Annotated in this window: 19 protein-coding genes and 1 pseudogene; 1 reads left to right on the forward strand and 19 read right to left on the reverse strand. The window is 54.0% G+C overall.

Annotated features, from left to right (window positions below; translation table 11 throughout):
* Window positions 1-16: 16 nt before the first annotated feature.
* From IV433_RS03095 to IV433_RS03165, 15 genes are all read right to left on the reverse strand, one after another.
* Window positions 17-436 carry a hypothetical protein gene (locus tag IV433_RS03095; protein ID WP_195812482.1) on the reverse strand — a complete coding sequence of 140 codons (420 nt, stop codon included), beginning with the start codon at window positions 434-436 and terminating at the stop codon, window positions 17-19.
* A gap of 174 nt (window positions 437-610) precedes the next feature.
* On the reverse strand, window positions 611-1,618 hold the full coding sequence (corA, locus tag IV433_RS03100) for a magnesium/cobalt transporter CorA (RefSeq protein WP_195812481.1): 1,008 nt from the start codon (window positions 1,616-1,618) through the stop codon (window positions 611-613).
* Between the two features lie 135 nt (window positions 1,619-1,753).
* Window positions 1,754-2,812 (reverse strand): type VI secretion system baseplate subunit TssG, encoded by a 1,059-nt coding sequence (tssG, locus tag IV433_RS03105; protein ID WP_229893166.1) that lies wholly within the window; start codon window positions 2,810-2,812, stop codon window positions 1,754-1,756.
* Window positions 2,812-4,587 carry a type VI secretion system baseplate subunit TssF gene (gene tssF / locus IV433_RS03110; protein WP_195812479.1) on the reverse strand — a complete coding sequence of 592 codons (1,776 nt, stop codon included), beginning with the start codon at window positions 4,585-4,587 and terminating at the stop codon, window positions 2,812-2,814. The genes tssG and tssF overlap by 1 nt, the downstream gene beginning before the upstream one ends.
* 13 nt (window positions 4,588-4,600) lie before the next feature.
* Window positions 4,601-7,696, reverse strand: coding sequence for an ImcF-related family protein (locus tag IV433_RS03115; RefSeq protein ID WP_195812478.1), 3,096 nt, complete (start codon window positions 7,694-7,696; stop codon window positions 4,601-4,603).
* Between the two features lie 6 nt (window positions 7,697-7,702).
* Window positions 7,703-9,145 (reverse strand): hypothetical protein, encoded by a 1,443-nt coding sequence (locus tag IV433_RS03120; RefSeq protein ID WP_195812477.1) that lies wholly within the window; start codon window positions 9,143-9,145, stop codon window positions 7,703-7,705.
* A complete protein-coding gene (locus IV433_RS03125; protein WP_195812476.1) occupies window positions 9,145-9,408 on the reverse strand; it encodes a PAAR domain-containing protein in 264 nt (87 codons plus the stop codon). Before IV433_RS03125 ends, IV433_RS03120 begins: the two co-directional genes overlap by 1 nt.
* Before the next feature lies 1 nt (window position 9,409).
* Window positions 9,410-11,449 (reverse strand): T6SS effector phospholipase Tle3 domain-containing protein, encoded by a 2,040-nt coding sequence (locus tag IV433_RS03130; RefSeq protein ID WP_195812475.1) that lies wholly within the window; start codon window positions 11,447-11,449, stop codon window positions 9,410-9,412.
* Between the two features lie 16 nt (window positions 11,450-11,465).
* Window positions 11,466-12,218, reverse strand: coding sequence for a T6SS immunity protein Tli3 family protein (locus IV433_RS03135; protein ID WP_195812474.1), 753 nt, complete (start codon window positions 12,216-12,218; stop codon window positions 11,466-11,468).
* Window positions 12,219-12,268: 50 nt separating this feature from the next.
* Window positions 12,269-13,021: a T6SS immunity protein Tli3 family protein gene (locus IV433_RS03140; RefSeq protein ID WP_195812473.1), complete on the reverse strand. Its 753-nt coding sequence runs from the start codon at window positions 13,019-13,021 to the stop codon at window positions 12,269-12,271.
* Window positions 13,022-13,071: 50 nt separating this feature from the next.
* Window positions 13,072-13,824 carry a T6SS immunity protein Tli3 family protein gene (locus IV433_RS03145; protein ID WP_195812472.1) on the reverse strand — a complete coding sequence of 251 codons (753 nt, stop codon included), beginning with the start codon at window positions 13,822-13,824 and terminating at the stop codon, window positions 13,072-13,074.
* 68 nt (window positions 13,825-13,892) lie between these two features.
* Window positions 13,893-16,397, reverse strand: a complete 2,505-nt coding sequence (locus tag IV433_RS03150) for a type VI secretion system Vgr family protein (protein WP_195812471.1) — start codon at window positions 16,395-16,397, stop codon at window positions 13,893-13,895.
* A gap of 412 nt (window positions 16,398-16,809) precedes the next feature.
* Window positions 16,810-18,399 carry an efflux transporter outer membrane subunit gene (locus tag IV433_RS03155; RefSeq protein ID WP_229893167.1) on the reverse strand — a complete coding sequence of 530 codons (1,590 nt, stop codon included), beginning with the start codon at window positions 18,397-18,399 and terminating at the stop codon, window positions 16,810-16,812.
* A 1-nt stretch (window position 18,400) separates the two neighbouring features.
* Window positions 18,401-19,969: a DHA2 family efflux MFS transporter permease subunit gene (locus IV433_RS03160; protein ID WP_195812469.1), complete on the reverse strand. Its 1,569-nt coding sequence runs from the start codon at window positions 19,967-19,969 to the stop codon at window positions 18,401-18,403.
* Complete coding sequence (locus IV433_RS03165; protein WP_195812468.1) at window positions 19,966-21,156, reverse strand: HlyD family secretion protein; 1,191 nt, start codon at window positions 21,154-21,156, stop codon at window positions 19,966-19,968. Before IV433_RS03165 ends, IV433_RS03160 begins: the two co-directional genes overlap by 4 nt.
* Before the next feature lie 264 nt (window positions 21,157-21,420).
* On the opposite strand from IV433_RS03165, the gene IV433_RS03170 reads away from it, so the two are divergent.
* Window positions 21,421-22,332, forward strand: a complete 912-nt coding sequence (locus IV433_RS03170) for a cation diffusion facilitator family transporter (protein ID WP_195812467.1) — start codon at window positions 21,421-21,423, stop codon at window positions 22,330-22,332.
* A gap of 65 nt (window positions 22,333-22,397) precedes the next feature.
* Here the strand turns inward: IV433_RS03170 and IV433_RS03175 are convergent, their stop codons facing one another.
* The 4 genes and pseudogenes from IV433_RS03175 to IV433_RS26090 all read right to left on the reverse strand — a co-directional run.
* Complete coding sequence (locus tag IV433_RS03175; RefSeq protein ID WP_152326361.1) at window positions 22,398-22,544, reverse strand: DUF2474 domain-containing protein; 147 nt, start codon at window positions 22,542-22,544, stop codon at window positions 22,398-22,400.
* Between the two features lie 36 nt (window positions 22,545-22,580).
* Window positions 22,581-23,588, reverse strand: coding sequence for a cytochrome d ubiquinol oxidase subunit II (cydB, locus tag IV433_RS03180; RefSeq protein WP_195812466.1), 1,008 nt, complete (start codon window positions 23,586-23,588; stop codon window positions 22,581-22,583).
* Window position 23,589: 1 nt separating this feature from the next.
* The gene (locus IV433_RS03185) at window positions 23,590-25,008 is read right to left on the reverse strand and encodes a cytochrome ubiquinol oxidase subunit I (protein WP_195812465.1); all 1,419 of its coding nucleotides are present in this window, start codon (window positions 25,006-25,008) and stop codon (window positions 23,590-23,592) included.
* Between the two features lie 623 nt (window positions 25,009-25,631).
* Window positions 25,632-25,736: pseudogene (locus tag IV433_RS26090) on the reverse strand (IS110 family transposase); the annotation flags it as partial.

Below are 25,736 nucleotides of genomic sequence, written 5' to 3' on the forward strand. Positions count from 1 at the left end.
CCGCTGACAGCAGGGGCTATTCCCGGTATCGGCAGAACTGAACTTCAGCAGGCGGGGATGTGACTTGTGGCGCTACCCAGTCGGCGGTGGTGACCGCCACGCTGGCATTAAGGGTAATGACGGCGAGTGCCGGGACAACCGGAAGCGCCACAATGGGCACATTTCCGCTGTCTGACTGGGTTCTCTCCGGCACGCAGTGCTTTTCACACAGCACTGACTGGCTTTGCCTATGCTCAGGCGAATCAGGCATTTGCATGTATTCGTTGTGCGACATCGTGGTGTTTTCCACCGGCGGGCGCATGTCGCACTGATGGCTGGCGAGGGCCAGCTGAGAATTCAACAGTAGCCAGCACAACGCGAACAGCAACGCACTGACCCACTTGCCGGGCAAGCGCAGTGAATGCATAAACTGTGAAATCGCGGAACGCACTGACATATGAAGGTTATTTCCGGAAGGAAAGATGCGAACGAGTATATAAGGAAATAACGCGCAGAGGGAAGGAGAAATAGAATAACCCGGCGGTAAATTTGTCAGGATAATTAAAGAGAGCGAATAACAGCGGCTTCTGTTATTCGCATGTTAATTAACGTGCGGCTTCAGGTAATAATATCAGAGCCAGCCCGATTTTTTGAGTTTCCAGTATAACCATGCGCAACCGGCGACCGTGACACCCAGCGTGACCGGATATCCCCACCAGTCGTCCAGCTCCGGCATGTTTTTAAAGTTCATGCCGTACAGGCTGAATATCACCGTCGGGATCGCCAGAATCGCCCCCCAGCCCGCGAGGCGCTGCACCACTTCATTCTGATGCACCGACACCAGCGCCAGATTCACGTGCATGGCGTTCGAAAGCATTTCGCGCATATCGTCGGTGGTGCGGATCACCTGATTCGCGTGATCCTGCACGTCACGAATATAGGCACGCAGGCTTTTTGGCATCAGCTCTTCATAATGGTGGCTGAGCTGGTTACAGATATCTTCCATCGGCACGGCAGCGTTGCGCAGCGAAAGCAGATCGCGGCGCAGTTTATACACCTGCTGCACGGCCTGCTGGTTAAACGTGTTCTGGAACATCAGCTTTTCGATGGCGTCGAATTCTTCGGTGTAGCGGTGCAGGATTTCCAGGTAGTTATCGACGATGGAATCCAGCACGCAATACAGCGCGTAAGCCGGCCCTTTGCTCATCATGTCCGGGCGTTCTTCGGCGTGTTTGCGGATTTGTTTGTAGCTCGAGGATGCGCCGTGGCGGATGGTGATCAGAAAATTTTTGCCGAGAAACAGATGCGTTTCGCCGTACTCGATCGTCTCATTCACCTTTTGCGCGGTGTGCGTGACGATAAACAGCGACTCGCCGTACTGCTCGATCTTCGGCCGCTGATGGGCGGTGAGCGCATCTTCAATTGCCAGGTCATGCAGCCCGAACTCTTCCTGAATACTGCGCATGTACGCATCTTCCGGCTGCCACAAACCGAGCCACACAAAGGTGTCCGGCTCTTTCAGCACTTCACTGATATCTTCGACGGTGACTTCCTGCAACCGCTTGCCGTCACGGTAGGCAACGCTGTTGATCACTGAATCGCAGCTGGGTTTTTTATCTTCGTTAGAAATGTCGTTCATTTTTTACCCGATTGTTATTCAGACGAAAATCCCGCCCGCAGGCAGGATTACTTTCAATGTCTGAACAGAATAGCGCAGTCTGATGGAAATGCGTTTACCGGGGTTCTGAAAAGGGTGTTTCAAAACAGGCCAGCTTTACCTGACGTGTTTTTTATCCCGGATCCGCCCCAGCTTCATCGTTACCTGATCCGGCATTTCATCCAGATTATCCTCGCGCAGCCCCAGCACCACGTTATAACCCATCAGCAGTGAACGGTCGCCGAGGCGCGGCAAAGGAGCCAGTTTCATCGGGATAGTCAGCGTCAGGCTGGCATCGTAGTCACACCCCAGATAGACGCGCATCAGGGTAAAGACATCTTCCCGCAGCTGGCCGCCGGGCAACCAGCCTCTGGCTTCTGCCGCGTCTTCGGTAAACATCTCAACGCCGATGCAGTAGTTTGCATCCGTGATTTCACTGCCCAACACCAGATGATCGCCCAGTTTTTGCTGGGCTGAAAACGTGAATTTCGCCCGTTTCCCGGCAGGCATTCGTGTGATTTTATGCGGTTTGACCGTCACCTGCGTATTCGGGGCCTGCGTGCGGATCACACTGGCGATACCTTCCGCCGTCCGTGTGGTTCTGACCAGCGGTTGCAGTATGGCCAGCAGCCGGGAGGCGGGGACATCACCGCTGTCGGTGATGCCGGCCAGGGCCATCAGGCTGCGCGATGTTTTGTCGGTGCCGCCGTGCTCAAAGGAGGCAGGGTAACTGTACTTTCGCCAGATGCGGTAAAACTGCGTCATCATCCGGTGGTTGAAAATGTCTAAAAAGGCTTCCAGCCCTTCATGGCCTTCGCGCCGCTGGGCAATGTCATCGATGTAACGGGTCGGCAACGGGGAATCCACGCCGTACAATCCCATAAACGTGGTGCGCACCGTCGGCGGCGCGTCTGGTCGTTCCGGATCCGTTTCTACTGCTTTCAGCTCGCTGACCGGAAAACCCATTCCGGGGTGCGGACGAAAACGCACCGGGTCGTCTTTCGGCGTGAAGGTGCTGCCTATTGGTTTCTGAGCAGACAACTGTTTTTCCAGCATCTGGCAAAAGCGATAGAAATTAAAGGCGTGTGAGCGGTCTTTACCGTCCTTGTCACGCCAGAATTCCTTCAGGACGTCCTCTTTCTTTTTTGCATGGTCATTAAAATCATCTGGCGTCATCAGAACAGCACCCGTGTCAGGCGTCGTTCCGGCCACGCCCATTGTGTTCCGGACTGACTGAGCGTCACCGTCAGCTGCGTGAAGCGGCGGATATCGGCGTACTGGGTGTAAAACTGCTCCAGAACCTCACAAAACAGCAGCGCGTCGCCGTGCCCTAAGAACAGATGTTCATCCAGCGTCACGCGGATCGCCACGCCGTGCCAGCCTTCGGCAGGGTAATGTGACGGCTTATATTCAACGTGCGTAATGCCCGCAATGCGACGGGCATTGTCCGGATCATGCGTCCAGTCCAGCAGCGTCAGCGCGTGACGCAGCGTTTCGATTTCCATCAGGCCGGCAATGGCCTGCGGATGAAGTAATGACAGCACCTGCCACTGATAAAGTTCGGTGCCCGGTGGGTAATACGGCATGGACGGGCGCGTGCGGGGCGCACATTTCAGCTCAAGGTTACCGAGGGCCATTTCGCCGTCGAAGACGCTTTCCTGTAACGCCATGCGCGGGTACGCGCCGTTGGTGCAGGTCATGTTCAGGCGCATTTTCAGGCCGTCCTGTTCAGCATGCGTCCGGCCACCGAGCATCAGAATGGTTTCGTTCAGCCCGGACGTGCCGCGGTACATGCGGGTGTGGTAATAACGGTCGGGCCAGGACTTTTCATATTTCAGCATCCCGCCTTTCTGGCGGAACTGGCTGTAGGGCACATAGCTGAATTCGGCGTTGTCTTCGGTGACTTCCGCGACATCGTTTACTGCGTAAATCTCGGTATGGCCGTCGCTCAGCCGGTGCGGCCGCAGGCGGTAATCGCTGACCGCCGTGGTCACGGTCAGCGGCTGAGCCAGCAGGCGGAACAGGTTTATGACCGGCACGCAGTGCATGCGGATGGCATCCGGCGGCACGGCCAAATCGTACGGCCAGCGTTCGCAGAGCGTCACCTCGATATCAAATGCCGTGGTCTCCGGCGGGAAATTCAGGGTTTCCAGCCCGCGCAGCTGCATAAAGAAATAACGTTCGGGTGAGGTGAAATACTCCAGCCACGGGCGCACTTCGCCGCACAGCGCCGGGCTGTTGCTTTCCGGCCACAGGCTTGCCTCACTTTCGGTCTGCCAGCGCGGGATAAATTGCGCCTCCACCGGCATCAGCCCGGTTGATTCCAGCCAGAACCGCACGTTCACCCGTTTCACCTGACGGCTGAGGGCCAGATACAGCGCCGACTGCAGCACGCGGTCGCCGTTAAGATACAGGCTGAGATCCTGCCAGTCGGCGGGGCGGATTTCGGTCAGCGCGGGCAAGGTGAAGCGCAGCCGCAGCGCCTGCTGTCCTTCATGCAGGGTGCAGAGCGACACATTATCGAGCGCAAACGGATGCACTTTCAGCGGTCGGACGGTGCGGTAGGCGCAGCGCTGGCGGTCATTGCCCGGCGGCTGGGTGAACAGTTCGCTTTCTGCCGGTAATACCTCTTCGCGCACGTGCAGCTCCGGCGCGGCGGGCGTCAGTTCGACCACGGCGGTGGAGGGCAGCGTGCGGTTAATCACGGGCAGGAGATGCGAAAGCAGCGGCTCGGTCAGTTCCGGAATGTCGTCATCAATCTTCTGCCGCAGTTTGGCCATCATCAGTGAAAAGCCCTGAAACAACCGCTCGACCGATTCATCACGCGGCACCGGGCTGTCATCCAGACCCAGCGCACGGCCCAGCTCCGGGAATTCTTTCGCAAACTCCAGCCCGGCTTCCTTCAGGTAGCGCATTTCGCCGTCAAAATATTTTAAGAAATCGTCTTCCATGTCGTTACCTGTGTTAACGGAATATCGTGTCGGGGAGCCGGAAGCCATCAAGGCTCAGCAAACTGACGGGGTCGTTCCCGGCGGTAAAGACCAGCCGGTAGTTGAGCGGCAGGCCGTCTTCTGCGGTCCAGACCACCTGATAATGAGTGTCGTCCACCGGCGAGATTTTGGCCTTCTTCAGCAGGCGGTAAAATGCCCAGGTGCCCGGCGTATCGAAATAGAGTCGCGCACCGGCGCGCACGCTGGTCCACACCAGTTCGGCATTGGGATAATAGGTGTCGCCCGGCCACTGAATATCCGTCCAGAACGGCATCTGATTAAAATACACCAGCTTCTGACCGTCGATGCTCAGTTCGGTCTGCACCACGTCTCTGGCCGTGCCCGCCTGCAGTTTGAAACGAAAACCCCAACCGTTATCGTTCAGCGCATGACCCAAACGGTCGAGCTGATTCAGCTTACTGAGAAAGGCCGGATTGATCGCCAGCCCCGGCGGCAGCTTGTCGGCCTTCTGCCAGCGGTTGTCTTTGTACTCCAGCACGCCGTTCAGGTGCTCGCGGATAAAACTGACAATCTGGCCCGTTTGCGGATTGATAAAATCATTCAGCGCCACCAGCGACGCGTCTTTCGGGCTGCCGGTGAAGGGGAAGGTGTTATCGAATTCTTTATGCCATGCTGCAGCAATCTTCTGCTGCCACCGCGCATCCATGCCTTTCACGCCGGTGGTCATCACGCCTTTCCAGGTCTGGCTGAGCGGCGCTAAAAAAAGCGCCTGCGCCATAGGCTGCCAGCCGTTGCCCAATTGAACACGCAGGCGGGCGGGTAACTCAGAGACCGTGTTATCGATTTGCGTGCCGCGAAACACCGATTGCGACAACGCCGCCGTGCCGCCGCTGGCCGCCGACAGGTTGCGCATCTTGTCGCGTAGCCCTGCGGTTTGTGACCGCCACGCAGATAACGTAAGTCCGTTGCTTTTACCTGCACCGGTCGCCATTGAAACGATGCCGCCAAACACCGGTTGCAGCGCGGGATTCAGCTCATTGCGCCGTGCGTTCGGGCTGCCTGCAAGACCCTGCCACGCCAGTTGTTTCATCAGGGCTATTTGCGGTGAACGGCTGACGTCAGAGGCGAGCGCCAGTTGTTCCGCCGGATCCGCCGCCGTGTGCGCCTTCAGCTGGTTCAGCGTTTTCTGCCACGCGGTGCCGTATTCGGCAAAGTAGCGCGCCGTTAACCGTTCACCCAGTGCGGCGGGTGACAGCGAGGTTTCCACCGGATGCCCCGGTTCTGCCAGCACCCAGCCGACCTGCTCCTGACGCTGTTTTACCAGCGCCGCAATCTCCGGCGCTATCGCACCTTCATACGCCTGACGGGTAAAGCTGCCCGGCACTTCTGCCCCGAGGGTAAACATCCCGCCGGTCTCCTGACCGTCAAGCAGCTGTGTCAGCGACAAATCGCCGAAGTTGCGCGACGTGCGGTAAATCAGGGAACCATAAAGTTTTTGTTCTGCGTCCGCGCCGCTCATGGCGTTCAGCAAGGCCGACCGCGCCTGAGCGACCGCCGTGCTGTCAGGCGTGATTTTCCAGTCAGGATGAAGCGCAAGCTGTGAGGCAAAAAAAGCAATATCCTGCGGCGCAATGTTATTCAGCAACGGCGTCAGCTGCTGTGCTAAGTACTGTTGTGCATCTGCATCCGTAGTTTTGTCGGGATGTGACAGCATCAGATAGGTTTTCAGGGCGTCATAAGACGGCGTGGGTGATACCAGCGCCGCGCCCAGCTGCTTCTGCGCCGGTTGAACGATAAGCCTCTCCGCCAGCGCCGGGTATTCCAGCCAGAGCGCGGGAAGCAGAGAATCCGTAACGTCCAGACCAAAACGGCGGTACAGCGGCGTCCCCTGTTCCTGCTGAGTCAGTAAGGTTTGCACTCTCTGTTGTAATGAAGACAAGACGGCAGGCGAGGGCGAGTTTTTTGCCTGCCGGACCTGCTCCGCGCTGCCGGTGACCAGCCGGTAATTACTGATGCCGGACACGATTGTACCAATGGCTAATACCAGCATCGCGGTCGCGGCGCTCCACTGCGCCATCGCCCGTGTATTTACGCCCACGGGATGTCCGGCGCGCCGGCTGATATTCGCGGCCAGTTCCTGCCAGACGGGTGAACTGGCGCACTCATGCGGGCTGTACGCCCGTAATGTCAGCGCCGGTGAAAACGCCACGCCGTACAGCGGCAGCGGACGATAGCTGTTCAGCAGCGGCTTGAAAGCCTCTGTCCAGCCAGCCAGACGGGCTTTTAAATCGCTGGCCAGTTGCAGCAAAAACGTATGCCGAAGGTTCCCGCTGATTTGTGCCATGCCCTGCGCGCGAAGTTCGGGGAGCAGGGATTCAACGGCGGACGATAAAGATTCTGAGGTCAGCCTTTTGTCTTCGAATACACCGGCCAGCTGCACCGCACGTTCCGGCTGCGGCCACTTCTCTTCGCGCCGGTCCAGCAGACAGACCGGCAGCTCCCAGCGCAGATGATTACGGACGATTTCGTAACCGCGAAGCACGGAATCTGCCTGCTCCGCCTGACTATAGTGCGTCTCATGGCTGACCAAGATCAGCGCATCGGCCGGGGCGTGAGGACGCAGGCGACGTAAAGCCTGAAGGTCTGCGATATGGCCCCCCGCGGCAAGCGAGCCACCCCACAACAGCACAGTATTGCCGACCGTCATCCAGCCAGATTGAATCAGCCCCGGCGCGACCGCTTCAATATCCGTCGCTTCGCCCATCACCAGCAGCCAGGGGAGTTTGCGTTTCCAGCGCAGGCCGTAGTGCCTGCTCAGACTTGTCCTGAGATGCGGGAAGTCAATGACCGGTTGTTGCTTTGGTGCTTCATCTCGCTCAACCGTGTTCGGTTTTAACGGGGCACTATATTCACTGGAAGAACCGAATAACGATATTGCTGAAAGCAGTAATGCCGTTATTGCGAGCAGGCAGAAGGCAATCATCAAAAATACCGGGATTTCGGTTTTTGGTGACAAGACATGGCTTTGCCCGATGATCACAAACAGGATCACCCCGAACATCAGCAACAGAAGCAAAACGCTGGCGGCGCGCAAAATCCCTTTGAACATTATGGGTTAATCCCTGAGTGACGCATTGGCGTCCTGTATAAATTGCGGTTTTTGGATCTTGTTAACCACAGCCCGAAGCGCAATGACGCTTCCGGGCAAGGTGATAAACAATGAAAAGACAATGGCGGTGAATCCCCAACCGGAAAATAGCCACTGCGGCCACGCATTTCCAAGACACCAAAACAGCACCAAATTGAACAGCAAACTTAATGCAACACATCCCGCAGGATAGGGGACCGGTGGCAAATTTTCTGTTGGATGGCTGATGACTGATTCCTGAGCACCCACAACCATCGCCCAGGCATTTTTTCCGTCATCGTGGATCAGCCACTGCCCACCCTGACCTCGTTCGACCATCAGCGCGGCGGCGCTCATCAGCAACGCGCCGCTGAGCGCACCGTATTGTTCATTATCTTTATCAAAGTCCAGCAGGCCGCCCATGGGCGCAGATGCGCGCAGTGGCAGTTTGAGTTCATAAACCAGAGTGCTGAGCTTTTGGCGCATGCTGTCTGCCAGCCCGCTGAACCAGACAAGGCGTATCGATTCTGTCGGTTGTTGCTGCATATCCCGCTGTTCTGTCAGTTCAGAAGCTAACCGGTCGGTTTTGACCGGCATTGCCCGGAACAAACGGGTCGCCGTTTTGCTCTCTGCGGCATTGAGCAGTGACGGCGGGACAAGCAACAGCGCAGTGGCAATTTCTGAAAGCGCTTCATCCGGTTTTCGGTAATGCATCGCGAGCATTAAAACGGGATGGCGGGAGGCAAGAACTGAGTCATTCCAGAGGGGAAAAAGCGAAGAGTCAGGCAGCAGGTTTACAGTGAATTTTTTAGCGGGGAAACGTTCAGCCAAAATTGAGTAAAGCTTATGCTGTTCGGCCTCATCAACCTCGCCAGAAGTTTGCAGATAAACCGACACATCTTCATTTTTAAGCGTGGTATTCAGCGTCGGGGCGATTTCATCAAGCAGGGCATGACATAAGCGTTCAAAGCGATTTATTCCCGGTATCAGGGTTTCTTCAGGAAAGAGAACCTTAGGCATACCGGCCACATCATCTGATGCCTCCGCCTTCTCAATACCCGCTTTACGCAACAGAAGCTGACTATCAGGCGTCAGCATGACGACTTTGACCACGCAAAGAGAGTCCTGCGCCCAGCGTTGCCAGGCGGCAGACGTATTATGCTGCCACCATAATGCGTTAAAGCAGCACAGCGCCTGAATTTCCCAACCCAGTAAATAGAGTGTCAAGAAAAACAACGTTCCCGCCAGCGCATAGCCCGTCAGCGGAAGATAAAAACCAGAAGCTAACGCAGGCAGGCCATCAGCAGGGGAATTGAGCACCACCCATGCCAGCGATGCCAGAAACCCGGCACCGAGGATAAAAACGCAAATCCACGGTGACCATGCGGCCGCTTTTTCAGGCACTGGCGCTTTCGGTACTGACCATCCCATCAGCCGATCTCCATATCCTGCAGGGTGGCAATCACCACGGAACCACATTCTGTTCTGAAACCGTGCAAGACGATCCCGCGTCCATTTTCTTCATAAGCAGAGGCATCACCCTCAGTGATGCGGTTAGTCCCATGTTCCGGACAGGTCACTGTGTCATTCAGTAATGCGGCTTTCTTGCCCGCTAATTCAAAACTGGATGAGGCCGAGGAAACTTTGCCACCGTGTGAGGTGGGATCTCCGAGTACTACGGCGAATTTGCTCATGTTAATAACCATATTCCCTGGCTTTAGTTCGTATGCGTTCTTCGAATTCTGCTTTATTTACTTCTGACAGGGTTTCTGTAGAAATAATGGATGGAATCGGAGGGATAGATAATTCCCCTTTATTAAAATAGTTGTCATAGCCTTTCGTCCAGTCTGCTCTGTCCCGCAGTTCTGCCATAAATGCCTTGTCCCAGGTTGCGTCACAGAAGCCGATCGGTAAATCGAAAGGCACGACTCTTTCCATAAAAATCGGACTGTTTGGCAAGGTACTGTGATCGGTGGGTTGCGAGATGTAGGACCCCACGCGGATACGGCGTTCGTCGTCCGTTTCCTCGCGCATGATGGGTTCATAAGCGTGCCCCCCGGCCATTACGCGATATTCACCGGTCTGCACCTGAATTTTGGGGTACAGCAACACATAGTTTGAAAAGGTGTCGTCGTTGGGGGTTCCGTCTGGTTTATATTGTCCCCAGGCCAGCCCTGTTCGAGATTTAGGATCTTCATCCCAATGTTTTCCAGTGCCGGGACGTATCTCGTCAAAATTTGCCATAAAAGATGCCGAAATAGGTTCTGGGACTTCTTCAGTATTAATATCAATAGTTTGAAGAAAATTAGGGGAGTTGTAGGTCAAAAGATCCCCGCCGTCATCCCAGAACGGTTTGCCATCAGGTAATGGCCAGAACGGCGTTTTAGGGTCAGGTGCAGTTCCGCAGGGGGTGGCGCGTGCCATCATCCGCTGAAACAGATGTTTTTTGTGAGCCGTAATAAGTTTGTGCGGCTCTTGCTTGCTGGTGTTCGGCAACCCTTGCCAGCCCAGGCTGAGTAGCGGAGAAGAGCCCATCACGCGGTCATGTGGGTTGCAGTAAATATAGAAGCGTCCGTGATTATCCCGCTCAGGGATCCAGCGGTCAGAGGTTACCGTTTCAGTGCGCTTCTGTTTTTTCGCCGCAGGATAATCCTGCCCGGAGGAAACATAATCATATTCTCCGGTTTCGACAGTGGTGACCTGAGGCTGCGCTGATTTATGCTTAATCAGTGGTGTCCAGGGCTTGTTATCTTCTGATTTTCCAACGAATAACTCGCTGTATTTTCGCGGGGGCAACGCTTGAGCCTGTTCTGCCACTTTATTGATGATGGCTTCCAGTGTTTGTTCGCGTGCTTTGTCAGATATAATTTCATTATCCGGCAAAGAAAAACTATCGGTCGACTTTGTTTCCATCGCATAAGGTGAATTAAGAATAAATAATGCATCCGGTGCTTTTTTTGCAAGAGCGGCTGCCCCCAGCGCGATCATGGTTCCCTGGCTGTGAGAAATAACACTCACGGTATCTCTCGGGTATTTGACCCGGATTAAATCCAGTAAATCGGCCAGCCGTTTCGCGGTATGAGCGTAATATTTACGCGGAGGCGCACTGGACAGTAAACGGTCAAAATCTGGGGCGAAGTCTTGTACCGTAATGGGAATATGGCGTAATTTTGCATTAAACCCGTTTTCCCCCCACAGAGAAACCAGATTATTGGTGCCGTTCTGGAACGGGCCTCCGCCCCAGAACCACGGCCCTTTGGTCTGCAGCGCTTCAGGCTTCAGCCCCTGTTTTTTTAACGCGTGGTAATCTTCGTTCTGCCGGTTAACCAGCGGAATGAGGTATCTGTCTTCTTCGCCCTTTGCTGAGCGGTATCCCCAGTAAAAACGGACTATCGGTGAGTTTCCGGCATTAACCAGTTTGCGGTCTTTCTTATAATTGTCAAAATCAGAGGGAACGTCACAATTATATTGATTGGGTTTCAAAGCATAGGGAGTACCTTCAAGTCCTAAACGGGTATTTAATCCCTTGCAAATATTTTTTTCAGCGTTGGCAAACCATTCGCCGGTAGAATTAACGCCATGCACAAAAATAATAATGCCAGGATAATGTGGCGGGAGTTGGCATTCAGCCCGGACTTTAACGTTATTAGGCGACAGACTGCTGCGAAAGTGGGGTTTCCCGTTATCATCATAAAAACAAGGTGCTTCACGTGTCGGTTCTTTAGATGTAGTCATTTTCGTTAACTCCCTGTCAGTCTGAAATGTATTTCACGCGTCGTGGTTTAATCGTGTTTTCACAATGGAAATGGTCATCCTGAGATACGTTGTTGAATTTAACACCTGAGGAACTAATCCACTCAGGATCATCCGATTCTTTAGGGATGGAGTATTTCTGATATTTTTCTTTTCGATTTGATACTTGAACATAAATAGCATCATCCGCAATAATGTTTGTGCGATATTCCGATGATGAAACTTCAAACTCTGCATTTTTTGAAGGGTTGTTGATGTTTTTATATACTATAGAGTAATTCAAAAATCCGTACTTATAGCTTTCATGCCGCATAGGATAGGCAATTACATCATCATTGGCGGCATAAATAAATTTTCCGTAAAACGATAAAGGGCCATTAAGCTGAGCAATGGTGACTTCGTTTTGAGGGCTTTTATCTGCCCCCTCATAGTCAGCCAGAATCTTAATTTTTTTATTTGTGTCATTGTAATAAACAAATCCACCCCTGCTACAATCCATATATTTTTCAAGCGTAAAGAAACGGTGGCCATCAATGCGATAAATAACCTGCGGTTCTACATCGATTTCAACATCACGGATAGCTCTGCCTCCGGAACCGCCGGGGAAACCCGCGCCAAAACTGCCGCCTATGGTCGGGATCGTTGAAACCACCACGTTCCACAATACCCATATCACAAAGATAACCACGGCAATGATCATGACAATTTTCAACCCAAGTTCAGTGCCTTCGCTTTTCTTTTCATCACTCATAATCAAGTTCCATTTTACTGTTCGTTGTTGTCATTTTCGTTAACTCCCTGTTAGTTGGAAATGTATTTCACGAGTCGTGGTTTAATCGTGTTGTCACAATGAAAATGGTCATCCTTGGAAACTCTTTTGAAGGTAACCTCTGAAGATTCAATCCATTCATAATTGTCTGATTTATTTGGAATAGAATATCTTTTATAATATTTAGGGTTGGGTTGTTCCTGGATGTAGATAGCACTTCCTGTGACGATGTTAGTGTTGTAATTTGACGGAGAAACCTCGAATTTTGTATTTTTTGAGGGGTCGCTGATGTTTTTGTAAGCTATGTAATAAGTGGAACTCCCGTATTTATAGCTCACGTCTCTGGTAGGGTAAGCAATCACATTATCGCTGGCTGCATAAACGAACTTACCGTTTAGTGCAAGCACATCATTCTCCTGCATCGTTGTAACTTCGTTTTGAGGCCTTTTATCTGCTCCCTCATAACCGGCCAAAACCTTAATTTTTTTATTAGTGTCGTTGTAATAAACAAATCCGCCGTTGTTACAGTCCAGATATTGCTCTAGCGTGAAAAAACGATGATCGTCAATACGATAGACAACCTGCGGATCTACATCGATTTCAACATCCCGGATAGCCCTGCCACCGGAACCGCCGGGGAAGCCCGCGCCAAAACTGCCGCCAACGGTCGGGATCATTGAAACCACAACGTTCCATAATACCCATATCACAAAGATAACCACGGCAATGATCATGACAATTTTCAACCCAGGTTCAGTGCCTTCGCTTTTCTTTTCGTCACTCATAATCAAGTTCCATTTTACTGTCGGCTGTTGTCATTTTCGTTAACTCCCTGTCAGTCTGAAATGTATTTCACACGTCGTGGCTTAATCGTGTTTTCACAATGGAAATGATCATCTTTTGATTTCAAGGGGTAATTAATATCTGAAGGCGAAACCAATTCGTAATCATCTAAATTATTTTGCGGGATTTTAATTTTTTTGCTGTATTTAGAGATTGTACTATCCTGTATAAAAATGGCGTCATTGGTTACGGTTGCAATTGCATCTATGAATATTCCGCCACTACTTGTTGTATTTGATGGGTTGTTGAAGTCAGTGTATCTTATAAAAAATGTTGAGTTCCTATACTTGTAATTAACATCTCTGGTTGGGTATGCAATGATGTTGTCATTGGCAGCAAAAATAAATTTACCTTTAAACGCCAAAGTATCATTTACCTGGCTCATTGACACTTCATCTTGAGGCTCTTTGTCTCCGCCTTTTGGCCCTGCGAATATCTTTATTTTTTTATTAGTATCATTGTAATAAACCAACCCACCGCTGCTACAGTCTTTGTATTTTTCAAGAGTAAAAAAATGATGATCGTCAATACGGTAGACAACCTGCGGTTCTACATCGATTTCAACATCCCGGACAGCTCTGCCACCGGAACCGCCGGGGAAACCCGCGCCAAAACTGCCGCCTACGGTCGGGATCATTGAAACCACCACGTTCCACAATACCCATATCACAAAGATAACCACGGCAATGATCATGACAATTTTCAATCCAAGTTCAGTGCCTTCGCTTTTCTTTTCATCACTCATAAATAAATTCCATTTTTAGATTTCCGCATCCCGATTCAAAACTGTCGGTGTCAGTACCTATGCATCAGTCATTTTCCCTTAGGGAAAACAGACAAAATCATATCGTCAACTATTTCAGATTGGGTTAATTCCGTTTCACCAGTCGCTGACGTCAGGCCTTCGATGATTTTCCCATCTGGCATAGTGATCCGATAAGGAACATTGCTGATGGGATCTCCGGTAAGTGAGTGACTGACAATAAATTTCTCGTCAAAGCTCTCCGGCTCAAACGATTTCATCGCGCTCTGCATGCTGGCTGGGCTTTGTTTGACGATGCCGCCATTTTTCACCAACAGTTTCCCCGGCCCGCCAATTTCAACGTTACCGCCTTTCAGTTTTATGTAGGCTCCGCCGCAGATCAGAACCAGCTCGTCCTGCGCTGTCACCGTCATTTTTTTGCCACTGGCAATATGCGTGTCGTCCGTTGACCAGGTGGTGAATTTCCCGCCCTGCGCCTGAACGTCGATATCGCCTTTGGCGGCAAACATTTTGGTGCCCTGGCGGCTGTATAGGCTGATTTGTTCACCGGCCGCAACGGTGAATTTCTTCGTCGCGCCGATATCCACCTGCTTACCGGCGGTCAGCGTCAGGCTGTCTTCGGCGTACAATTGCATGCTGTCCCCGCTGACAATACCGACGCCTTTTGGGGCGCTTAAAAGCAAAACAGCCTGCTGAAGTTTGTCGAGTTTCTGCTGTAACAAGGTCTGTTGCCGGTCGATGTCGGCGGCTAAAGCCTGGGCCTGTTGCGCGCTGGCGGACAAACTTTGCATTTCCACCCTCGCGCTGGAAAGCAGGGCTTTGGCCTGTTGCATATCCAGCTGCTGCCCACCGGCAGAAGCCTGCACGTCGGCAGAAATAAACACGCCTTTGCCGCCACGAACGGACACCCAGTCGTCGGTGCGCAGCTCTGCGCCGTGCCCGCGGTCTTTGCGCTTATCATCGACCAGCGCACCCAGGTTCAGCTGACTTTTGCCGCTAGCAGGCGTCGAAAGCTTGATGTGCTCCTTGCCCCGCGTGTCATCTAGTCGGAGCTTGTTATGTGCCGGCGTGCGTATGACGTTCCGCTTGTAATTGGGTAATGCCACATGGTCCGGATGGCGTGAGTCATGCAGCGCGTAAGCGATGTAAGGCCGGTCAACGTCGCCGTTCTCAAACGCAATCGCCACACCCGTGGAATCCAGCAAGGGCATATGAAATCCGTAGGTATCACCGGAATAGGGCTTCGCTAAACGCAGCCAGCAGCTTTCAAAGCCTTTCTGCCATTCGGTGCGGTCGAAGCCAAACTGAGCACGGTATAAACCGTCGGCATTAATGTGCGCGTAAGGTTCATCCGGGTGGGCGCTGGAGATACGGGCGGGCAGCGTGCCGGTGACCACCGGCCACGGCAACAGCGCAGGGCGGTACGGATGCTGTGTATTACGCGGAACGGCGGTGAAGGTCACAAAATAGGCTGTGTCGCGGGCGACATTTTTAGACTTTGTTGAAACAATCAGCAGGCCGTCGGGTGCTTCCGGCCAGTCCTTGCCCGGCGTGGTGATGATCATGCCGGGGCGCAGCGTCATGCAGTTGGATTTACCCTCAAACGTGATTTGTTCCGCGAGGTAGCGCTCCTGACGGCGTTTCGCGTACCACATCCCCTGACCGGGCTCGCTGCTGTATTCCTTGCCCGGCTCGGGATAAAACTCGCCCCAGCGGTAATCTTCGGCAACCAGTGCCGGATAGTCCGGGTTAGTGGCGGTCGTTGCGGACATATCGCTTTGCGCTGCCGGATAGAAATCGTCGTTAACCGTCACTGACTTGGGAATGGATTTACGGCTGACCGACATATCCCATACCGATTCCAGCCCGCCGTCGAACATGCCTGCCGGATTGCGGAACGGAATGGCTAACCGCTCCGGCCAGGCATAGGAATTATCGGCCAGCACCATGACGTCGCAGTTATTCTCTTCGTCATATTCGAAGAAGTACGAAATGCCACTGTCGGTCAGACGGCGCGCGATGTGCGCATATTCGCTTTCGCCGAACTGCATCATGAATTTCTTCAGCGGATACTGATCATGCAGCGCAAACCGGAAATCCAGCCGGTCCATGTTGTAACGCAGGAAGGTGTTTTCGGTCATGCTGATGACGCTGTCGTTCTGGTAAATCGCGTTATTGCTACCCTGATTTAAGCGGGTGAGGCGGTGTTCCAGCGTCGCGACGTAGCGGGTTTCATCTGAGGAGGTGTTGCACTGGCGAAACTGAGTAATGACGCCGGGGATGATGCGTGGTTTGACCGTTTCCCACGGCTTGCCGTCGGGATACATCAGGAACAGGGCGGAATAGTTGATGATGTGCTGGGCGGGAATGTCTTTTACCGCGCTGGTGAATTCGATTTCATAGCGCAGGATGTCACTGATGGCCTCGGTGCCGCTGAACTTAAGTACCGATATATCAACGCCGGGCTGCTGCGACTCAAGGCGCGTTAAGCGAAGCTGGTAGTGGTTGTGGATCGGTAATTTACTGCCTGCAAGAATGTATTCCTGAATGCCCATCGTTTAATTCCCTTTTACACAGGCCGTAAACCGGTGACTCCCTGTGAATTATTCCGTTATCCCGCCACCGTCCGCGGTGAGGTTATTCAAGCTTATCTGAACTTAAGTCAAATTTACGTGAAGAGATTCTACTCAGAAACCGGATTGAAAGAAGAGGTAATGATCGGAATTGGGTTCTTTTACGGAAATGAAGTATTTCATAATGTAAATTTGAGGAGGTTTGAATGATTTTAAGAATATTCAGCTAAATCAGAGTGATAAGTCTTAATGGTAACAACAGTTAACAGCAGATTTGTATCAGCAGTTTCCAAATATGCGTCTGGCGAGGAAAACTTCCCGCGCCAGAGCTGGAGCCTTTTTATTAGGTAAACCGCTAACAACAAGCCGCGGTTTCATAAAGCTCAGTTAATGTTTACGGCGTTATCCCCAACGTCGTTTTGACTTTCACATCCGTTGTTGCCGCCGGGCCAAACACGGTGTAGGTCGGCAAATCGACGTTCTGGTACGGCTCCCAGCCGCCGCCGAGGGCTTTGTACAGTGACACCAGATCGGTGCTGGTTTTCACTTTCGCTTCGGCGGATTGCTGATGCGCCTGTGCGAGCTGGCGCTGGGCGTCGAGCACGTTGATGAACGTTGAAAGCCCCTGACGGTAACTGTCGCTGGCGAGATCAAACGCCGTCTGTAACGCTTCGGTCGTCTGGTCTAATCCGTTCACCTGATCCTGATCCGTGCGGTAATTCACCAGCGCATTATCGACGTCCTGAAGCGCGGTCAGCACCGTCTGGCGGTAGTTCAGCGCGGCATTGGCCTGCTGCGCGCGGGAAAGATGCACGCTGGAAACCAGACGTCCGCCCTGGAAGATCGGCAGCGTGATCTGCGGGCCGAAGGAGTAGAAATGGCTGCTCCAGTTGTCGAGATAACTCACGTCAGTGTTACGCATCCCGAACTGGCCGGTGAGGGAAATACTCGGGAACATCTGCGCGACGGAGACGCCGATATTGGCCGTCGCCGCGTGAAGATCGGCTTCGGCTTTGCGAACGTCCGGGCGGCGACGCGCCAGCTGCGACGGCACGCCCACCGGGACGGCGGCAGGAAGGGCAGGCATCGGTTTTGGTGCAGTCAGTTCGGCATCCAGCGATCCCGGCGTCTGACCGAGCAGAACCGCCAGCCCGTTCATTGCCTGACGTTCCTGCGCCTGATACTGCGGCAACTGGGCGCGCAATGAACCCAGCTGCGCGCGGGCGTTTTCGACATCCAGCTGCGGCGAAAGGCCGTTCTTCTGGCGGTTTTGCGTGAGATCCAGCGTCTGCTGTGCGACATCGATTTGCGTCTGAATCGCCGCCGTCACGCTTTGCGCGCCACGTAGTTGCAGATACGCGCGGGCAACTTCGGCTTCCAGCGACACCAGCGCATCGTTGCGTTCTTCGACGGAAGATTGCGTCTGCGCATTGGCGGCCTCAACCTGACGTCGCGTGCCGCCAAATAAATCCAGCTCCCAGCTGGCATCGAAACTTCCCTGATACAGATTGACCGGGCGTGTCGCCGTATCGATAGCGGACGATGCTTCCGGGCTGAGATCGTTTAGCTGCTGTGAAGCGCCGCTGGAATCCAGAATACCTTTCAGGCCAAGCTGCTGACGCGTGGCTTTTGCGCTGCCCTGAACCGACGGCAGCCAGGCGCCTTCGGCCTGTTTGACCTGCTCGCGGGCGCCGGCAATGCGCAGCACCGCCTGTTGCAGGGAGATATTCCCGGCAATCGCGCGGGTGATCAGGCTGTCGAGCTGCGGATCATTAAACGCTTTCCACCATAACGGATTCGGCTCTGACGCCAGGGCGATGGACGCGCCGTCGGCGTCTTTCGGCTTGGTCATGTCGTTATAAGCGCCCGGCGTGACCGGGTTCGGTTTCTGGTAATCAGGGCCCACGGAGCAGCCCGCCAGCGCCAGAGTGAGAGCCGAAACGGTAAACAGCGTGGTCTTATTCAACTTCCGGGTCGTATTCAACTTAATGTGCTCCGGCATTACCTTCGCTCTTAACCGGCGAAAGCAGGAAACAAAATGGGATCAAGATAACAGCGACGATGGCGCAATAGCCGAACACATCGATGTAAGCCAGGATGCGCGATTGCGAGATCATTTCCTGATACATCTTCACGGTGGCGAGCTGCATCGGGTCGCCGACGACGTGGGCGAAATCGCGGATCGCGGCGGCACTTTTGCTGACGGCCTGATTAAACTGTTCATTGAGCGGCGACATGTTGTGCGCCATGTGCGCGCTGTGTGCCTGCGTTCGTTCGGTCACACCGGCCGTGGCCAGCGAAATCCCGATCGAGCCTGCGACGTTACGGAACATGGTGAACAGCGCGGCGGCGTCGGCGTTCATCCGCTGCGGAATAGTGATGAACGCGATGGTCGTCAGCGGCACAAACAGGAAGCCCAGCCCGATCGACTGTGCGCTGCGGTACATCACCAGCGTTGTGAAATCGACGTCCGGCGTCAGCGTGGCCGAATAGATAAACGACGCGGCGAGCAGGAAGAAGCCGAACGCAATGATGTAACGCGTCTGCACAATAGGCATCAGTTTCAGCACCAGCGGAATCGACAGCACAATCAGCACCGCGCCGGGCGACATCACCAGCCCGGAGAGCGTGGCGGTATAGCCTAACTGCTGCTGCGCCAGCTGCGGAATGACCACCGAGCTGCCGTACAAAATCATCGCCATACCGGCCATCAGTAAACCGGCGACGGCAAAGTTTTTATCCTTCATACAGCGCAGATCGACCACCGGTTTTTTGGCATAAAGCAGCCAGTAAATCGCGCCGACAATCCCGGTTGCCGCCAGCACCGCAAAGGTGACGATGAAGCCGGATTTAAACCAGTCGTCGTCCTCGCCGCGATCCATCATGACCTGTAAACAGCCCAGCCCGAGCGCAATCAGCCCGATACCGATGTAATCAATACTGAGTTTGCCTTTGGCTTTACGCTCCCACGGCGGATCTTCCAGCAACTGATAAATTGCCAGCAGGGCGATAATCCCCACCGGAATGTTGATGAGAAACACCCAGCGCCAGCTGAAATTATCGGTGATGTAACCACCGAGCGTCGGCCCGACAACCGGGGCCACGATGATGGCAATCGATGAAAGGCCAAACGCCTTGCCGCGATCTTCCGGCTTGAAATAATCCAGCAGCACCGATTGCTGGATCGGTTGTAAACCGCCGCCGAAGAAGCCCTGCAGGATGCGGAACAAAATCATCTGCCAGAGTTCGGTCGCCACGCCGCATAAAAATGAGCAGACGGTGAACATGCCAATACAAATCAGGAAGTAAGTTTTGCGGCCCATCACGCGGCTGAGAAACGCGGAAATCGGCAGCACAATGCCGTTGGCCACCAGATATGACGTTAAAACCCAGGTCGATTCGTCATAACTGGAGGACAGCGAACCGGCGACGTGCGGCAGCGCCACGTTAACGATGGTGGTGTCCAGGATTTCCATGAACACCGCAATGGTTACGACGGCGGCAACTGCCCACGGATTGGCCTTGGGTTTCCAGTAGCTGCGATCTTCATTCATTCGACGGTCACCGTCGGTTCAACAGACAGGCCGAGCGGCAGATGATGATTTTCATCCAGACCGCTGTCGATGACGATTTTGACCGGAACGCGCTGCACAATTTTCACATAGTTACCGGTGGCATTTTCGGCAGGGAAGGCCGAGAAGCGCGAGCCGGTGCCTTGCTGAATACTGTCGACGTGACCATGAAGTTTGATGTCCGGGAACGCATCCACGGTGATTTCAACTTTATTGCCGGGACGCATGCGCTCAAGCTGCGATTCTTTATAGTTGGCGGCGATCCAGATCTCTTTCGACACCACCGAGAACAGCGACGAACCGGCCTGCACCAGCGTACCGAGCTGCACATTACGCTTGGTGACGTAGCCGTCGAACGGTGCGCGAACCTGCGCATACGAGAGATTCAGCGTAGCGTTTTCGAGCTGCGCTTTGGCCTGTTCAACCTGTTGCTGACGGGCTTCAACGTTGGTTTCGGCCTGACGAATATTAAGCTGAACCTGCGCGGCAACCTGCACCTGCGCTTTGGCATTTTCCAGGTCTGCGGCGGCTGAACGCACCTGCGCGTTGGAGGTGTCGATATTTTGTTGCGTGGTCGCCCGCGGATCGACACCGCGCTGACGACGAAAATCTGCCGTGGCGTTAAGTAAGTTGGCTTCCGCACGCGTCTGCTGGGCTTTGGCCTGCGCCAGCTGCGCCGGATACTGCACTTTCGCCAGATCATACTGAACCTGCGCCTGATGCAGCTGTGCCACCGCCAGCCCAAGCTGCGCCTGAGCGGCATCCCGCTGCGCGGTGGCATCACGCGGATCGATTTCGACCAGCAGATCGCCTTTATGTACAAACTGGTTATCTTTCACCGCCAGATTAGTGACATAACCGGCGATTTTCGGCGCGATGGTCACGGCGTCGCCTTCGGTAAAGGCATCGTCGGTGCTGATCTGATCTTTGGTCATCAGCCACCAGACCAGCGCCACGACCAACATGACAACCACAACAATACCGAGAATAATCAGCGGCTTTTTGCCGGGGCCTTTGCGTTTCTCGTCCGGTTCTCCGGCGTCGTTATGGGAAGGTTTGTTGTCCTGAGTGTGGCCTTCTCCTGATTTCACCTGGCTGGAGTCGAGTTCTGACTGTTCGGAACGTGCGTCATCTGACGCGGAAGGTTTTGCATTGTTATCGTTTGTCATAGTGCTCTTCTGGTTATCGGCGACCGCGCGCCGGAACAAAGAAATCTTGTTTTAAGCTAGATTGTATTGATGTAAATGCAAGTAAATATAGGTCAATAAACCTTAGCCAGGGCACGAAGATCCAAACCATAGGGAAGGTCTTAAAAAGTGGAAAATGGGTTATAATGCCGGACTGGTATTTGTATTTATCAAATTTAGTTGATCCTCTGCTTCAGGAATTCCTGTGAATAATTCTCAAATAAACCGGCTTGTCCGGAGCCATTCATGAGTCGCCCGGCCCCCTCCTATAAAGGGCTGACGCGTATCGCTTCTCTGGTTTCTGTCTGCGTGGCGCTGGTGCTGGTGTGCATCAAAGTCTGGGCGTGGGTGGCGACGGGCTCTATTGCTTTGCTGACGTCGGCAGCTGACGGGCTGGTCGATGTGCTGGCGTCCATGGTGACGTTAATTGGCGTGCGTTACGCTCTGCGTCCTGCCGACAAAGGCCACCGTTACGGGCACGGCAAAGCCGAAGCCGTCGCCGCTTTTGTCCAGGCGTTGCTGCTGGGTGCCGCCGGGCTGGTGCTCGGCGGGGAATCCATCGGACGCATTATTAACCCGGCGCCGCTGGCGCAACTCGGGCTGGGGATCTGGGTCATTATCATCAGCTGTGTGGCGGCGACCGGCCTGGTGCTGATGCAAACATACGTGGTGAAACGCACCGGTTCCACGGCGATTGCCGCCGACCGTGCGCATTACATCACCGACGTTGCGGTGAATATCGCCGTGCTGCTGGCGCTGATTTTCGAACGCTATTTTGGCTGGACGCGTTCTGACTCCATCGGCGCGCTGCTGATTTCTTTCTATATGATCTGGAATGCACGCGGCATGGCGGCGGATGCGCTGACGCAGTTGCTGGACCGGGAGCTGAGCGCCGATGACCGTAAACGTGTCAAAGAAGCCGTGCTGAGCGTGACCGGTGTGAAAGGCGTGCATGATATCCGCACCCGTAACGGCGGCGACCGCGTTTTTGTGGAGTTCCATCTGGAAGTTGACGGCAACCTGAGCGTGGATATCGGACACGATATCGGCGACGCGGCCGAAATGGCGGTGGGCAAATTGTTCAAGTTTGCCGATGTGACGGCGCACCTTGAGCCGGACGGCATCGACGACGATCGTCTCGATAACCTGCTGCGCTGACCGGTTTTCCGCGGCCGCAATGAAAAACCTCCGCCAGTGATGGCGGAGGTTTTTTGTTTGTGGGATCAGTGTGTGCGCATTCCCGCTGCGGCCATCAGCAATTTAAACACCGAGGCGACAACAAACAGCGCCAGTACGCTGCCCAGCCAGATGGTCGCCATCCAGCCGACGCGTTTCCAGAAAGGCTGACGGATAACAGTTTCATCATCCATTTCCCTGATGAGCTTCTTCATTTACTCCTCCGCATCTCAGTGGTAGCCCTGTTCCGGCGTCACTTTCCCTCTGAACACGTAATAGCTCCAGAAGGTATAAACCAGAATAATCGGGATAATAAACAGCGCGCCGACCAGCATGAATCCCTGACTTTGCGGCGGAGCGGACGCCTCCCAGATGGAAACGGACGGCGGAATAATGTTCGGCCAGATGCTGATCCCAAGGCCGGTATACCCGAGGAAAATCAGTGCCAGCGTCAGCAGGAACGGCGAGTGGTGCGCCTGACGGTTTACCGCGCGCAACATCCGGAACGCTACCAGCAACACCAGCACCGGAACCGGCAGGAACCAGAACAGATTCGGCACACTGAACCAGCGGGCGGCGATGGCGGCGTGCGTCAGCGGCGTCCAGATGCTGATGATCACCAGCACGGTCAGAAAGGTGAAAAGCAGCGGTTTTGCGCAGCGGTGCATGCTTTCCTGCAGGCGGCCTTCGGTTTTCATAATCAGCCACGTACAGCCGAGCAGGGCGTAGGTCACGACCAGCCCGAAGCCGCAGAACAGATTGAACGGCGTCAGCCAGTCCAGCGCGCCACCGGCATAGGCGCGGTTAACCACCGGAATGCCGCCGACGACCGCGCCGAGCACCACGCCCTGACAAAACGTGGCCAGCACTGAACCGGCGATAAACGATTTGTCCCAGACGTGACGCTTTGCCGCACTGGCCTTGAAGCGAAACTCAAAGGCCACGCCGCGAAAAATCAGGCCGAACAGCATTAATGTGAGCGGAATAGTCAGCGCGTCGAGCACCACGGAATACGCCAGCGGAAACGCGCCAAACAGCGCCGCACCGCCGAGCACCAGCCAGGTTTCGTTGCCGTCCCAGACTGGCGCGACGGTGTTCATCATCACATCGCGCTCATGCTCTGCTTTCACCAGCGGGAACAGCAGGCCGATGCCCAGATCAAAGCCGTCCATCACCACGTACATCATCACGCCAAAGACGATGATCAAAAACCAAATCAGCGGAAGATCGATACCCATTTCAGACTCCTTCGTCGTTCAGCGGTTCTTTAATAGCCGACAGCGGACGCGCCGGTGTACGATGCTGCCCCGGTCCGCCGTGATCCTGATTCTGACCCTCATGCGGCTGCGGCCCTTTGCGGATAAGTTTCATCATGTAGAGATAACCGACGCCAAACACCGAGGAATAGATCACCACGAACAGCAGGAGGCTGATGCTCATCTGCATCTCACCGTGGCTGGAAACGGCGTCTTTCGTGCGCAGCAGGCCATAAACCACCCACGGCTGGCGGCCAATTTCAGTGGTAAACCAGCCCGCCAGCAGGGCAATCAGACCGGACGGCCCCATCAGTAATGCAAACCGCAGAAACGCTCTGTTTTCATAAAGATTACCGCGCCAGCGCAGACAGAGGCTCCACAATCCCAGCACGATCATCAGCATGCCGAGCCCGGCCATAATGCGGAAACTGTAGAAAATAATGCTGGAGTCGGGGCGATCTTCTTTCGGGAACGATTTCAGCGCCGGGATTTGCTGAGTCATGCTGTGCGTGAGTATCAGGCTGCCGAGATAGGGGATTTCCAGCGAATAACGCGTTTCCTCGCGTTTCATATCCGGATACCCAAACAGAATCAGCGGCGTTGGTTCGCTGTTTTTATTCTCCCAGTGGCCTTCAATTGCGGCGATTTTCGCGGGCTGATATTTCAGCGTGTTCAGCCCGTGGGCGTCGCCAATCAGCGCCTGAACCGGAGAAACGATCAGCGCCATCCACATTGCCATCGACAACATGGTGCGCATCGCCGGGGTATTGCGCCCTTTAAGCAGATGCCAGGCGGCAGACGCGCCGACGAAAAATGCCGACGACAGGAACGCGGCGGTGGTCATGTGCAGCAAACGGTAGGGGAACGACGGGTTGAAAATGACTTTCAGCCAGTCCACCGGCACCACCTGATTGTTGACGATTTCAAAGCCCTGCGGCGTCTGCATCCAGCTGTTAGAGGCGAGGATCCAGAACGTGGACATCAGCGTGCCGAGCGCGACCATACAGGTGGCGAAAAAGTGCAGACCGGGGCCGACGCGGTTCCAGCCGAACAACATCACGCCCAGAAAACCCGCTTCGAGGAAAAAGGCGGTCAGCACTTCGTAAGTCAGCAGCGGGCCGGTGATACTGCCCGCAAATGACGAGAAAAAGCTCCAGTTAGTTCCGAACTGATACGCCATCACCAGCCCGGAAACCACGCCCATGCCGAAATTCACGGCAAAGATTTTTGACCAGAAATGATAGAGGTCGCGATATTCCTCTTTTTTGGTTTTGAGCCACATCCCTTCAAGCACCGCCAGAAAACTGGCCAGCCCGATGGTGATGGCGGGGAAAATTATATGAAAAGAAACGGTGAAGGCGAACTGTATACGAGCCAGTTCGAAGGCATCTAAACCCAGCATGAGAAGACCTATTTTTATAGCAGATGATGAAAGGGGATTTAACCATGAAGGGGAGTGGGTATAACAGGAACAGTATTGTGATAGTTAGGTATAACAGTTTGGGTGGGAGCGCCCCGCGGGCGGTTTTAATAACAGATCGAGAATATTTCGGTTTTTCACTTGCAGTGAGGGGCTGGAGCTATGACCGAGAATATTTCGGTTTTTCAATAACAGCTATCACTCAGCGGCTGGCGCCGAAACCGACCAAAGAGGGCTATGACGAGCCCTCTTTGGAATCTCCGCGTCTTTTTTACTCCGCGCTACCGCTTGCTGGCCATGTTTCAGCCACTCCGGCTAGTGCCGCAAACGCCGCCGCTGCGCGGTTCTTTCGCTTCGGGTTCGAACCCGCTCGAAAAAAGACTCTCGCTGTTTCTCACTCCTCACTCAACGTCGTTTTGAAAGCGGCCAATGGCTATGTAATTCGGAAGATAGATGCAGGCTGATTTTGATTTGCTCCTTCCCCTCTCACGAGGGGGAGGAGCAAATCAACCGTTCGTAAATGTTTGCACATTTAGAAAGCTTCCAGCCGCTTTCAGAAAGCTTGCTGAATGAGTGTTTCGAGACCGAAGTTACCGTCTTGAATGTCAACAACTCAACGCGTAGTTTTCATCATAAGGCAGCCCCGTTTTCAACACGCCGTAGCATAGGTGAACCAGCTTTCGCATCGCAGCACCCATTGCCGACATCTT

The sequence above is a fragment of the Rahnella laticis genome (genome assembly GCF_015644585.1).
GTDB classification, from domain to species: Bacteria; Pseudomonadota; Gammaproteobacteria; order Enterobacterales; family Enterobacteriaceae; genus Rahnella; species Rahnella laticis.